The organism is Rhodohalobacter barkolensis (assembly GCF_002834295.1).
Lineage (GTDB): Bacteria > Bacteroidota > Rhodothermia > Balneolales > Balneolaceae > Rhodohalobacter > Rhodohalobacter barkolensis.
In genome coordinates this window covers 1,406,734-1,420,654 of record NZ_PISP01000001.1, presented here as the reverse complement: position 1 = coordinate 1,420,654, position 13,921 = coordinate 1,406,734, and the positions used below count along the sequence as shown (strand labels likewise).

9 protein-coding genes are annotated in these 13,921 nt (G+C 45.3%); 5 read left to right on the top strand and 4 right to left on the bottom strand.

The annotated features are described in order from the left end of the window. Positions 1-547: 547 nt before the first annotated feature. Positions 548-3,925, top strand: coding sequence for an amidohydrolase family protein (locus CWD77_RS05920; protein ID WP_101072338.1), 3,378 nt, complete (start codon positions 548-550; stop codon positions 3,923-3,925). 416 nt (positions 3,926-4,341) lie between these two features. On the opposite strand, the gene CWD77_RS05915 is transcribed toward CWD77_RS05920, so the two are convergent. From CWD77_RS05915 to CWD77_RS05905, 3 genes are all read right to left on the bottom strand, one after another. Further along, on the bottom strand, positions 4,342-5,157 hold the full coding sequence (locus CWD77_RS05915; RefSeq protein ID WP_240596676.1) for a lytic murein transglycosylase: 816 nt from the start codon (positions 5,155-5,157) through the stop codon (positions 4,342-4,344). A gap of 187 nt (positions 5,158-5,344) precedes the next feature. Beyond that, positions 5,345-6,460, bottom strand: a complete 1,116-nt coding sequence (locus CWD77_RS05910; RefSeq protein WP_101072336.1) for a peptidoglycan DD-metalloendopeptidase family protein — start codon at positions 6,458-6,460, stop codon at positions 5,345-5,347. A gap of 22 nt (positions 6,461-6,482) precedes the next feature. Further along, on the bottom strand, positions 6,483-7,451 hold the full coding sequence (locus CWD77_RS05905) for a carbon-nitrogen hydrolase family protein (RefSeq protein WP_101072955.1): 969 nt from the start codon (positions 7,449-7,451) through the stop codon (positions 6,483-6,485). A 99-nt stretch (positions 7,452-7,550) separates the two neighbouring features. Between CWD77_RS05905 and CWD77_RS05900 the strand changes: the two genes are divergently transcribed. From CWD77_RS05900 to CWD77_RS05890, 3 genes are all read left to right on the top strand, one after another. After that, complete coding sequence (locus CWD77_RS05900) at positions 7,551-7,859, top strand: hypothetical protein (protein ID WP_101072335.1); 309 nt, start codon at positions 7,551-7,553, stop codon at positions 7,857-7,859. A 286-nt stretch (positions 7,860-8,145) separates the two neighbouring features. Continuing rightward, complete coding sequence (locus CWD77_RS05895; protein WP_101072334.1) at positions 8,146-9,765, top strand: FAD-binding dehydrogenase; 1,620 nt, start codon at positions 8,146-8,148, stop codon at positions 9,763-9,765. A 304-nt stretch (positions 9,766-10,069) separates the two neighbouring features. Beyond that, positions 10,070-11,803 (top strand): thiamine pyrophosphate-binding protein, encoded by a 1,734-nt coding sequence (locus CWD77_RS05890; RefSeq protein ID WP_101072331.1) that lies wholly within the window; start codon positions 10,070-10,072, stop codon positions 11,801-11,803. A 205-nt stretch (positions 11,804-12,008) separates the two neighbouring features. Here the strand turns inward: CWD77_RS05890 and CWD77_RS05885 are convergent, their stop codons facing one another. Continuing rightward, positions 12,009-12,371, bottom strand: a complete 363-nt coding sequence (locus CWD77_RS05885; protein WP_101072330.1) for an endonuclease domain-containing protein — start codon at positions 12,369-12,371, stop codon at positions 12,009-12,011. A 394-nt stretch (positions 12,372-12,765) separates the two neighbouring features. Between CWD77_RS05885 and CWD77_RS05880 the strand changes: the two genes are divergently transcribed. After that, positions 12,766-13,815, top strand: a complete 1,050-nt coding sequence (locus CWD77_RS05880; protein WP_101072326.1) for an Atu2307/SP_0267 family LLM class monooxygenase — start codon at positions 12,766-12,768, stop codon at positions 13,813-13,815. Positions 13,816-13,921 lie beyond the last annotated feature (106 nt).

Sequence of the window (13,921 nt, the reverse complement as noted above, 5' to 3'; positions counted from 1 at the left end):
CCTTTTTCTACTTCTTTATGTTCGGTTTGATTTGTTCTGTCAGCGTGCCGAAAGCATTCGGTACCTGACAGCGTCTACCCACCCCTGCCTATGTCGTAAAAGCACTCCACATGGAAGGGAACTGGTATTTGATAGATATTCTAAGTTAATCCTTTGTTTGTATTTAGTGCTTCAATTTTGATTGTAACAGGTCAAGCATTGGTTATTTCTTTCAGGTAGATCATCGTTTGTAATCCAATAAATCACCCTCAAATCGAACAATAGGACATATAATAATAATAATTTTAAGATGCAGATATCTTAAGGGATTCCCTGAATTCGGCATCATTTTTACAAATAGGTCGGGCTTCATTTATTATGTTCTTTGTTGACGTTATATGATATTGCCACGGAATCTCGGAATGGTTTGTTTCCTCCGTGGATTTCTGTACTTCAGTGGCTTTTTTACACAGCCTCGCAATGGTGGGTATTCACGTTTTTGCAATCTAAATGTACAGTTCAGAATTTTATAAGCTCGATAAATCACAACAAAAACCAATCAATCAACATGAAGAATTTGATACGACTGCTATCAGTAGCACTATTTACGGTGCTGTTTGGGCTCACATCTGTCGCATTGGGACAATCAACCCAGGGCGAAGAGGAGTCAAGCCATAAAGATCTACAAATAGAACCGGACCGCTCTGTTCATCTTCAGGTAAATGAAGGAACCTGGATGTCGCTGGATATTCATCCCTCCGGAGAAAAAATGGTCTTCGAATTTATGGGGAACCTGTTTGAGCTTCCAATCGAAGGGGGAGAGGCGGTACAGCTCACCCACGGAATGGCATTTGATGCACAACCATCGTACAACCCGGACGGAGATAAAATTGTGTTTATTTCGGACCGAAGCGGCGGAGACAACGTCTGGATTTTAGATCTGGAAACCATGGAAACCGAACAGCGGACAAGCGGCAACAATTACCGTATGCAATCCCCCATTTTTACACCGGATGGAAAATACATCATCGCGGCCCGAACCGGTCTGAGAAGCGGTGTTCATAAACTCTGGATGTATCATGTAGATGGCGGAAACGGAACTGAGTTCATGGATACTCCGGATAATTTAAAATCCATTGAACCGGCATTTGGAGGAGATGATCAATATTTATGGTTTTCACAGCGGACAGGCGACTGGAGCTATAACGCGATTTTACCACAGTATCAGATTGCAAAAGTAGATCTGGAGACCGGTCAGCGGCATACCCAGACAGCTCGAACCGGATCGGCCTTCCGCCCAACTCTTTCATCGGATGGAAAGTGGCTGGTTTACGGAACACGTCACGAAAATGAGACGGGACTGGTACTTCGTGATCTGGAATCAGGTGAAGAGCGCTGGTTGGCTTATCCGATCCAGCGGGATGATCAGGAGAGCCGAGCAACCCGTGATGTGCTTCCCTCCATGTCGTTTACACCCGACAATCAACATGTAGTTACAACATACGGCGGAAAATTCTGGAAAATTCCGGTTGATGCAGAGGGTGATGCTGTGGAGATTCCTTTTGAAGTAGACACAGAAATTGAGTTGGGGCCGCGCTTGGAATTTAAATACCCGATTGAGGATAGCGAGCAGTTTGTGGTTCGTCAGGTTCGCGATGCGGTTCCTTCTCCAGATGGAACACAGCTCGCGTTTACTGTTTTGAATGATCTCTATGTCATGGATCTGCCGGATGGAACTCCAAGAAAACTTACTGAACTGAACAGTGTGAAGGCATTCCCAACATGGTCGCCCGATGGCCGATGGATTGCCTTTGCGACCTGGCATCCTGATGAAGGCGGACATATTTACCGCAAGCGTGCTGATGGCAGGCGAAATGCTGAGCGTTTAACTAATCAATCGGCGGTGTATCAGCAGCTGGCGTGGTCGAAGACACAGGATCGAATCGTAGCTGTACGCGGCAGCGAGCGTAACTTTACATCTGCACCGGGACCATTTGTGCCATTTTCTGCAGATGATTTAATATGGATTTCATCCGACGGCAGTGATGCAAACTTTATTGCAAGCACGGATGGAAGAAGAAATCCTCATTTTATCAAAAATAGTGATCGAATTTACCTGAACCACTCGTCGCGCGGGTTGATCTCAATCCGGTATGATGGAACTGATGAACGTGAACATCTTCGGGTAACCGGTCCAACGTCTCCCGGCTCAACCAGTCCTACCCGTGCCTCCACAATTTTGATGGCACCGGAAGGAGATCAGGCACTGGCGGAAATTGGCAGTGATATCTATACGGTAACCGTACCTCGTGCCGGTGAAGCGCAAACCATCAGCGTTGCCAATCCGGATCGGGCAGCGTTTCCTTCTATTAAGCTGACCGACATCGGTGGACAATTTCCGGCATGGAGCTGGGACGGCCGAACCGTTCACTGGTCGATAGGAAATGGACATTTCAGATATAACCTGGATGCTGCAGCTGAAAGAAAGCGCGAACAAGAGCAGTATGATGATGAAAAGGGTGAGGAGGACGACGCTGAAGAGGACGAAGAAAGCGATGATTCTGAGGCGGCTGATGAAGAAGAGGCCGAAGAAAAAGAAGAGGAAGACAGTGACCGTCCAAAAGATTACAAGGCTGAAGAGCTGACGATTGAAGTGATGGCCAATCGCGACACACCTGAAGGAGTACTTGCACTTCGCGGTGCTACCGTAGTTACGATGAACGGATACGAGATCATCGAAAATGCCGATCTGGTAATTGAAAACAACCGAATTGCAGCGGTAGGTGAGCGCGGTTCCGTTGATATTCCATCGAATGCGGATGTACGTGATATGAGCGGCAAGACGATCGTGCCGGGGTTTGTGGATACCCACGCGCATGTTCGTCCGTACCGAAATCTGCATCAGCCACAGATCTGGTCGTTCCTTGCGAATCTGGCGTACGGTGTTACCACTCTGCGTGACCCTCAAACCGGAACAACGGATTTGATTACCTATTCCGATCAGGTGACGGCCGGAAACATTATCGGTCCAAGAATTTATCAAACCGGACCGGGCGTCTTCTGGTCAGAAAATATTCAGGATCTGGATCATGCGCGTGATGTACTGACCCGATACAGTAAATATTACGATACAAAAACGATCAAAATGTATGTGGCCGGTAACCGCGAGCAGCGTCAGTGGATTCTTCAGGCTGCCAAAGAGCAGGAGCTGATGCCGACTACGGAAGGCTCGCTCAACATGAAGCTGAACATGACGATGCTGATTGATGGCTATCCGGGGCAGGAGCATAACTACCCAATTTCGCCGGTATATAAAGATGTGATCAAGGTGACGGCCGAGTCGCAAATGGCTTATACACCGACACTGCTTGTTACATATGGTGGACCGTGGGCGGAAAACTATTTTTATGCCCATGAGGATGCAGCAAATAATCCAAAACTGCAGTATTTCACACCGCGGGCAGAGCTTGAAGGTAAAGCGCTCCGAAGAAGTGCAGGATGGTTTCATGATGATGCTTACGTGATGGATCGCCATTCGCGAATTGTGGAGGATATCTACGATGCAGGTGGAATGAACGGTGTGGGTAGTCACGGCCAGCTGCAGGGACTCGGTTACCACTGGGAGCTTTGGGCAATGGCCTGGGATGATGTGGATCCTCACAAAGCGTTGAGAATCGCCACCATTCAGGGGGCTGAGGCACTTGGACTGGATGGTGATGTCGGATCTATTGAGTCGGGTAAGCTGGCTGACCTTGTCATTCTGGACCGTAACCCGCTGGATAATCTTAGAAATTCTGACAGCATAAACATGGTGATGAAGAATGGCCGTCTGTATGAGGGTGATACACTCAATGAGGTGTGGCCGAGAATGCAAACAGTCGGGCCGTTTCCATTTCAGTCGCCCGAGCCAACAGGCCTACCGGGATTACAGATGTTGGGCAACTAATGCAATGACCTGTCAGCGTGCCGAAAGCATTCGGTACCTGACAGCGTCTCTATAAATTTGAATTACCAGAATAAGGACAGTTTGATTCATTCAGGCTGTCCTTTTTTGTTTGGTGCTAATTAGTGTCGGGTTGAATTTGCCACGAAGGCAGGTAATCTCGAAGTTTCACGAAGAAGTAGCATTGAACCCCGTTTGGGGTTCTTAATTTGATACTGACGCTATTCCCCGACTTTCAGCCGGGGCTAATGACATTGGATCCGCCACTGGCGGATCGTTAGAATAGGGAATAAGTGCATTAAGAATTTTTCGTGAAACTTAGTGAAGCGGAGTTTATTGGCGTTTCAAAAAAAAGACCTGTCAGGTTTTGGAAACCTGACAGGTCTGGTATTAATAGATTAATGAGTGCTTACAAAAAATTACTCAAACATCTGCTCGGCATCAGAAGCGAGTGACAGAACCGCATCCGTATAAAGCTGGCTCGGATTATACCGATAAACCGCCCGTTCCACACTTCCGGTAACATTTTTGAAGTGAGCGAGGTAGTTGGCTACAGATAGAATATTATTATCCATATTAAATAGTTCAGACCCAACCCACCAGCGGTTTAAGGAGTACGGGATAAATTGGGCAAATGTCATTGCCCCGGCATAACTCGATTTCAGTTCAAAAACATCCAATTCATGACGCTCAGTAAATTTTAAAAGCTCTTCCAGTTGGGCACGGGCAAATTCTGTTCGATAATCTTCAGCAATCATCGATACATAGGCATTCAAAGGATTGTAAGAACCGATGTTTCTTCCAAAATCTGATTCAACACCAATAATTGCGGCAATTACATATCGGGGAATATCATACTCCTGCTCAGCCTTTATCAACTGTTCCTGATTGTTGACGATAAACTGCTGGATTTCACTTTTTTTAGCGTCAAAGCCGAGTATTTGTTTGTATTCGTCCAGGGTGGGGGTTCTGCGCTCTGCTGAACTTGTAAACCTTTCGGTTATACCTTCATACAGCTCAAACCTTGAATCTTCTACCAAAGGTTTAAAGTTGTAACCCTTTTCGTCCATGTACTCAACTAAAGCCTGAAGATTCTTTGCCCGGTCATTGAGTTCATCCGAAATCAAGTAAATATCTGAATCTGACTGTCCCTTTACGTCACCGGAATAAACCGAGACTGCCAGAAAGGTGAGCATAGAAATGATAAATGAAGAGAAAATAGTAGCTTTAGGCATAGAGATGTCTGTTAGATGATTGGGGATTTTTGCAGAGCTTAGAAGTTGAATTCGTTAGTAAACTTGAACACACAACGATAATTCAACGAATTTTTGAAGGCCGTCTCAAACAATTACATAAATTGGGAGATCGATATCAAGTTAGAATACATTTTTGAGCAGATTTTACAACTGTTGTATTGATGCGTCAGAAACGTATGTAATCCTGAGGGTCAACAGGGTGCCCGTTTTTTCTTATTTCGAAGTGCAGATGAACACCGGTAACATTACCACTATTGCCCGCTTGCCCAATCACTTGACCCCTTCTAACCCGATCACCTTCCTGAACTGAAATTTCATTTAAATGGGCATATGTTGAAGTGTATTCCCTGCCGTGTCGAATTACAATTTTCCGGCCATAGCTGGCTGAATAACTGGTTTCTTCAACTACACCATCTGCTGCAGACAGCACTTGATCTCCTCGATCGGCGTCCAGGTCGATACCTTCATGGGGACGTCCCCATCGGTAACCAAAGGGCGAAGTTACTATACTTCTTTCCATCGGAGATTGTATCTGCAATCCGCTTACACTCATCAGTGGTGATGACCTTGAACCGCTATTATACTTTTCCAGTTTGCTTTTGCTGTGCCAGGGAATACTGATTGAAAAACCCAGGGAAACGGTAACCGGCCTGAATTGAATTTCTGAAGTAGTTGGAATGTATGGTGAATCCGGATTGGGTCGGATGGTATGTTGAGAGTAGTGATGTGACTTTATCTCTGCATGTAATCTGAAAAAATTGAGCAGATAATACTTTGCTCCAACTGTAAAACCACCACTGAAAAGTTCATCATTTTTGTCAGACTCAATCCAATAAATCGATGAATCATAGTCATCTGTAGAATATCCTCGGAAATTCATATTCCACGAATAAGCGCCGTGAACACCAGTATAGAGTCCAAGTCTGTTCCACTGTAAACCGAGATTCAACCCAATGGATGTACGGTTAAAGTTAATTGGGCCGCCGTGAAAAGCAGATTCACTGTTATTAATTAAAACTCCACCATTTCCGCTAAGGTAGATGTGATGGGCAAAATATTTCTCGAGCTCCAATTCCAGAACGCCTTTTTGAGTAAAGCTAATGTCACCCAGATAATCGGGATTGGGTGTAATTTCGAGTCCATATCGCTGAATGGAATATCCGGCTGAAAAACGCCAGTCCTGGGCTACTGCATCTGAAATTGAGAGAACTGAAATCAGAATCAGACTAAAAGCCAGTTGTGGAATTTGTTTCGGTGATATGTTGTAACTCGTAAACTGCAAATGAGGATATGCTAGAGTGAATTTATTCGTCCTTTAAATGTACAACGGACTGCCTTTCCCGATTCACCGTCAGTTTGGTTACATCAGGACGTGAATAGTGTCCGCTTGGATCGAAATTCTGTCGCTCTTCAAGAACCCGGTTGATGTCAATTTCAGCAGTGATCAGCTTCTCCTCGTTTTGAACGGGTTCCACAATCCACTCGCCTCTGGGATCGGATATACATGATCCGCCATCAGTGAGCACATCAGGCACATTCTCCATAATCAGGTCGTAGTGAGGAATGTCTTTTGGGAAATCCTCTTTGGTCATGAGTGCGGAACAGGAGATCACGTATGAACGCGATTCCTTAGCGATAAAACGTGTAATGTCGTGCGTATTTCTGTAGCTTCCCGGCCAGACTGCCACGTGCAGATTTTCGCCCTGTCCATAGAGTGCTGCGCGGGGGAGTGGCATCCAGTTTTCCCAGCAGTTCAGTCCGCCCACCGTAAATTCTCCCAGCTGATGAACTTGAAGTCCATTTCCATCTCCGGGTGACCAGGTCAGCCGTTCCTCATAGGTTGGCTGCAGTTTTCTGTGAACCGATTTAATCTCTCCGGTCTGATCAATATAGACCAGGGAACAGTAGAGGCTATGACCGCCACGATCGGCGGGTCGTTCGATGATACCCAAATAGACCGAAATTTCATAGATCTGAGCGAGATGGCAGATCTCATTGAGATCTCCATTCTCAATCTGTACGGCATTTTTAGCGTAGTGGGCATGGATCTCTTTTTGAACCTTTGAGTCCCATGCGGCACCGTCAGTATAACCGATCCAATGAGGATATCCGGGAACAACTCCCTCTCCAAATACAACAAGGTCGGCCTCAGCCTTCCCGGCTTGCTGGATCTGTTCTTTTACTTTTTTGAGGGTACCGGCTTTATCAAGCCATACAGGAGTTATTTGAGCAACAGCAACTTTCAGCATTTCCAGGAAATTTGAATTATTCATAATATCGATACGTACCGGCAAATCGATCGGTACATTTTTGTTAATGTAATGAAAAACAATTACTCTGAATTTGAAAATTGAGATTCATAGAAACGAATTATGGAAACGGAGAAGACAAAAAAGCGTAAAACACCGGATCAAGACCGTTCAGAGACGGATGGCTCATCAATAAGGGAAAGGTTCTCCACAGAGAAGTATCCGAATACTGATTTCATTGATCGGTTAATGCGCTTTGGGGTTACAATTGTGTCAGCAGGTTTTATGAGTGGGTTGTTAGCCGGATTAATCGAAGGTATTACCGAGTTCGATTTGTCGTTCGGGTCAACTGTTTCGTTCGGATTATTTGCGGTTTTGTTTATCTCATTTTGGACACTTTTTTCAAATGTTGGCCGGTTTAAGAATAAGTAGAGTGATATGTCTGATAGTGTAATGAAATTCAATTACACTAATTCACTACTGTCAAAAACGAGATAGATTAATGAAATTTATACATAGCATTAAATGACATCTGATTCCATTCTCACAAAGTTACGCAGAAATTCTGCGAGGTTCTGCGGATTTATCTGCGCTAATTTGCGAGAAACGAAAAGGATAACCATGTTTATTCTGATTTAACATAAACGAAGATTTTAGTTGGTTTTTAAAGTATTTATGTGACTATTTCAAACTACATTTAGAAATTGAATGCTGTTTTATGGGTAATCAACTATACAAAGCAGATGTAGCCATTGTGGGTGGAGGAATTGCCGGGATAGTTTCTGCTATTGAACTGCTCGATCAGAACAAAAAAGTGTTAATTCTGGATCGGGATGATGAAGAGAATCTGGGTGGACTGGCAAGGTGGTCGTTTGGCGGCATCTGTATGATCGGCACACCTGAGCAGAAAAGGATGAAGATCAATGACACACCTGAGCTGGCGCTTAAAGACTGGACATCTTTCGCTGAGTTTGAAGAAGATGCAGACTGGCCGAAAAAGTGGGCGGAGTTTTATACTTACAGTTCGTTGGAGTATATCTATGAATGGCTGAAAAATCGCGGAGTTTCATTTCTGGCGATGGTCAACTGGCCGGAGCGTGGACTCTTCAAACCGGGGAATTCCGTCCCGCGCTGGCACATCACCTGGGGAACAGGTCACGGACTGATGGAAGCCCTGATTCATCATATGGATGAACATCCCAATCGTGGTAACCTGACGATTCATTACAATCATAAAGTGGAGGACTTGGATTCGCAGGATGGGGAAATAACCGGCTGTCACGGTTTAATTGAAGCGGACCAAACGAAATTCCGCGTGGAATCCGGTGCGGTGATTATTGCTGCGGGCGGTATCTGTGGTGACCTGGATGTAGTTCGCAAGCACTGGTACAAGCCGTGGGGTGATCCGCCTGAAAAAATGCTAACCGGTTCCCACAAATACGCGGATGGAGGTATGCATCGATCCGTGAAAAAGGCAGGTGGAAATGTAACGCATCTCGAAAAACAGTTTCACTACGCTGCGGGGATACATCACCCAAATCCCAGAAAACCGCACCACGGGCTGAGCCTGATTCCGCCAAAATCGGCGCTTTGGGTAAATGCACATGGAAAGCGAATAGGCCCGATTCCGCTTGTGACCTCGTACGACACTCGCTATCTGGTGGAGCAGATTTGCAAGCAGCCCGGTCAATACTCCTGGCAGGTGATGAACAGGAAAATTATGGAACGGGAACTGGCTGTTTCGGGATCGGAGTATATGACTGCATTTCGCGATAAAAAACGTCTTGAGGTGATCAAAACGCTTCTGTTTGGAAACAAGAAATTGACGAACCGGCTGCTGGGAGAAAGCATCGATATTGTGACGGCAAACTCTGTTTCTGAACTAGCGCAGAAGATGAACGAATTGAACGGAAACCAATCAGTTGATGGAGAGTTGCTTGAGCAGGAGGTCCGGTCGTATGATGAGAATATCTCCCGGGGTAAAAAGTATATGAATGATGAGCAGCTGAGGAGAATTGCACATTTGAGACAATTTATGGGAGATCGCCTACGAACCTGCAAGTTTCAACAGATTGATGATGAAAAAGCCTATCCGCTGATTGCGATACGGGAGTTTATTTTAGCCCGTAAAAGCCTGGGTGGAATTCAGACCGATCTCCAAAGCAGAGTGTTGAATGCAACCGGTGAACCGATTCCCAGACTCTATGCTGCAGGTGAAGCGGCCGGGTTTGGTGGAGGCGGTATTCACGGGCTTAGGTCTTTGGAAGGCACATTTCTGGGTGGTTGTATTCTGACCGGAAGGGTGGCTGGGAAAGAAGCGGGGTTGGATGTGAACTAATCTCTGAGATCAGCAATGCAAATCTCCCCTAAAAAGGGGAGATTAAGAGGGGTGTTTGAATTCTTTTGTTTCTTAAGATGAAGAATGCTCTCTTTTTATGTTGAATTGATAGAAATTCAGAATTTCAGTGTACTCTGCGAATTCATCTGCGAGATTCAGCGAGAAACATAAAAAACTGAACGGATTAATTATTTCAGTTTTGATATAGTAAAACTAACCACCCCTTAATCCCCTCCTTGAGAAGGAGGGGAAAGTTCATAATGATTTTTTTAAATATCTAAATGCACTCAAAACGAGGAATGTGATGAAAAAGACCGGCGCGCAACTTACTGTTTTTTCTTTGGAGCAGGTAGGGGTTACCCACACTTTTGGAATTCCCGGAGTTCACAATACTGAGATTTATGATGAACTGAATAAATCTAAACAGATTGAACCTATTCTGGTCACACACGAAGGGGGCGGAGCGTTTATGGCCGACGCGATGAGTCGGACATCCGGATCCATCGGGTGTATGATGATTGTCCCCGCCGCAGGAATGACTCACGCCATGAGTGGGATTGGAGAAGCGTTTCTTGATGGTATTCCGATGCTGATTATATCGGGTGGAATCCGGACCGACACAGGGAGGGCCTACCAGCTACATGATATTGATCAGCACAAAGTGCTATCGGGAATTACCAAACAGAGCTGGAAGGTTGAGAGTCACCGGGAGATTGTACCGACGATCTATCGCGCCTATGAAACAGCCATCTCCGGGGAACCGGGACCGGTATTTGTGGAAATTCCGGTCAATCTGCAGCTTTTTGCCGGAGAGATTGACGAGCTTCCGGAGTACTCATCAACCCTGCAAACTCCGAAGCCCAACAATGACTCCATAGATGAAGCGGTTAAGCTTCTTGAGAAATCGAAGAAGCCCGGACTATTTGTTGGATGGGGAGCAGTGGATTGTGGGGATTTGCTAATCAAACTGGCCGAAAAGCTGAATGCTCCGGTTGCTACTACGCTTCAGGGGTTGAGTAGTTTTCCGGGAAATCATCCGTTGCACACGGGAATGGGAATCGGGGAGTATGCGGTGCCTGCATCCGAGAAAGCGTTTGAAGGGTGTGACTGCCTGCTGGCCATTGGCGTACGTTTCGGTGAAATTCCGACCGGCAGTTTTGGGATGGAGGTACCTGAAAATCTGATCCATGTCGACATCAACCCGGATGTATTCAACAAAAACTACCCGGCAAAAGTAACGATTCATGGGGATGCATCGAATGTGGTAAATCAGCTTTTACTGAAGCTGGATGATGGAAAAGGGAGTGATGATCGGGAAGATCAGGTCAAAAGTATTATCAAAAAAGAGAAGGTCAACTATTTCAAGGAGTGGAAAGATGATCTGAAGGGAGATAGAGTGAATCCAGCACTCTTTTTCAGGGAATTACGCAGTCAGTTACAGGACGATGCGATTTTAGTGGCCGATGATGGAAATCACACCTTTTTAACGGCAGAGCTTTTTGAAGTTCGCAAGCCAAGGCACTTTATCTGTCCGACAGATTTCAACTGCATGGGGTACTGTGTGCCGGCCACCATCGGAGCCAAGCTGGGTAATCCGGAAAAGCAGGTTGTAGGAATTGTGGGCGACGGTGCATTTCTGATGACCGGACTGGAAATTCTGACTGCTACATCTTTGAAGCAGGGTGTGGTCATTTTTGTATTCAATGACGGGGAACTGTCACAGATTTCTCAGGGGCAGGAGATACCGTACAATCGCAAAGTATGCACGCAGTTGGGGCAGCTCGATATTGAAGGGGTTGCTCAAGCTACCGGTGCCGGATATCAAAAAATGGAGAGTGATGCCGATATCCAATCGGTGATCGATAAAGCTTTGAAAGATGCGGAAAAAGGAATTCCGGTGATTGTGGATGTGAACATTGACTATTCCAAGAGAACCCGGTTTACAAAAGGAATTGTTAAAACCAACCTGGGACGTTTTCCGCTGCGTGAGAAGTTGCGGTTTATTGGAAGGGCAGTGAAGCGGAAGATTACGGGGTAGTTAAACTCACCCTCTTCCTCTGTACAAGACTACGGAAGACAGGCCCGGCCCTTCTCTTTTCTCCGCCTAAGGCGGATCGCAAAGAGGGGGTGACTTGAAAACTCAATTTTGATCCCTATCAAAGAATTTTGGCTCTGAATTTATTCAAGAGTTCCCCTCTCTACGCGTAGAGAGGGGACAGGGGTGAGTCCGAAAAGCCGTGAATTCAGAATTGAGATATAATTTTCTTTATTAACTTATCCATCTCTTTGGTTTCTTCATTTTTGAATCGTAAAACCTTCAGGCCCAATCTTTCAATGATCAAATCTCTTTCACGGTCGTAATATTTCTGCTTATCGTGGATTTTGCCGTCTAATTCAATAACCAATTTATATTCAGCGCAATAAAAGTCAGCGATGAAAAAATGAAGTCGACCTCGGTCTTCCTCGTAGATCAATGGATGTTGCCTTAAAAACTTTTTCCCGCAGACTTGCCGATTTCTCATTTCTGCCCAAAGTAACTTTTCTGGAGGAGTGGCATTTTTGCGGAGCTCTCTTGCCAGTTCAATGACTCTTTTTCTTGAAATCATTTTTCTGTTCTCTCTTTTGATTTATGTAACTCTCTAATATTTAGAGAAATTCTTTAAAATTCTCAAGCTTCGGACTCACCCCCCAACCCCCTCTCTTTTCTCTCCGATCAAAAAGAGGGGGTGACCTCAAAACGAATTTTGAGCCTGAACATAGAAATTGATTTCCAAACTAGTTCAGGAGTTCCCCTCCATGAGGAGTGTTTTTTCGACTTAGGGAGGGGACAGGGAAGGGTTCGAAAAACAGCGGTGAGTCTAAGTGCTAAGGATAATCCTAATTCTCCATTTTAAACCTCCAAGGTTTCGAAAACCTTGGAGGTTTGGTTACTGCAATGGAATGGAAACTCATTTAATAATTGTTTAATATTAAACAAAAATCAATAAGACAAATACGATTATGGAATTTGGTATTTATACCTTTGTAGAAAACACTCCTCATCCACAGATGGAGGGGAAATTGAGCAATGAGCAGAGGATGCAAAATCTGCTTGAGGAAGCGGAACTGGCCGATGAACTGGGCCTGGATGTATTTGCAGTAGGTGAACATCACCGCGAGGAGTACGTCTCATCTGCTCCGTCAGTTATTCTTTCAGCCATTGCAGCCCGGACAAATAATATTCGTCTTTCCAGTTCAGTGACGGTTCTGGGATCCGAAGATCCTGTACGGGTTTATCAGCAGTACTCTACTATCGATCTGATTTCGAAGGGGAGGGCAGAGATCATGGTTGGTCGCGGTTCGTTTATCGAATCGTTTCCACTGTTTGGATATGAACTGAACAACTATGAGCCACTTTTTGAAGAGAAACTGGAATTGCTGCTGAAGCTTCGTGAAAGCGAAAAAATCACTTGGAGTGGAAAATACAGATCCTCCATTGATGATCGCGGAATTTATCCGCAGCCGGTTCAGGATCAGATCCCGGTTTGGAGAGCCGTCGGTGGAACACCCAAATCAGCATACAGGGCGGGTCAGCTTGGAATACCGATGGCCATCGCGATTATTGGCGGATATCCGGAACAGTTTAAGCAGATGGCGCAGATCCACGAGCAGGCAGCCAAAGAACATGGTCACGGCAGACTACCGGTTAGTATCAATTCACACGGTTTCATCGCCGATACAACAGAGGAAGCGTACGACATTGCATTTCCTGCTTTTAAACTGACGATGGACCGTATCGGCCGGGAACGGGGATGGCCACCGATGAGTCGTCAACAATTTGAAGCTTCATGTACACTGCGAGGTGCGAATGCCGTGGGAAATCCACAACAGATCATCGATAAAATCCTCTATCAGCATAAGATATTTGGTCATGACCGATTTTTGCTTCAGATGAGTGTGGGAAGTGTTCCTCATGAAAAGCTGCTGCGATCGATCGAGCTTTTTGCAACAGAAGTAGCTCCTAAAGTTCGCGAGGAAATTGCAAAGAGAGAGACGGCGAATCAGGAATAGAGTAGAATAATCGAACTTACTATAAAAGGTTTATTACACAAATTGTTGCTCAATATCCGCGACTCTCTGCGGAAAATTCTGCGAAACTCTGCGAGAAAAAGAATGA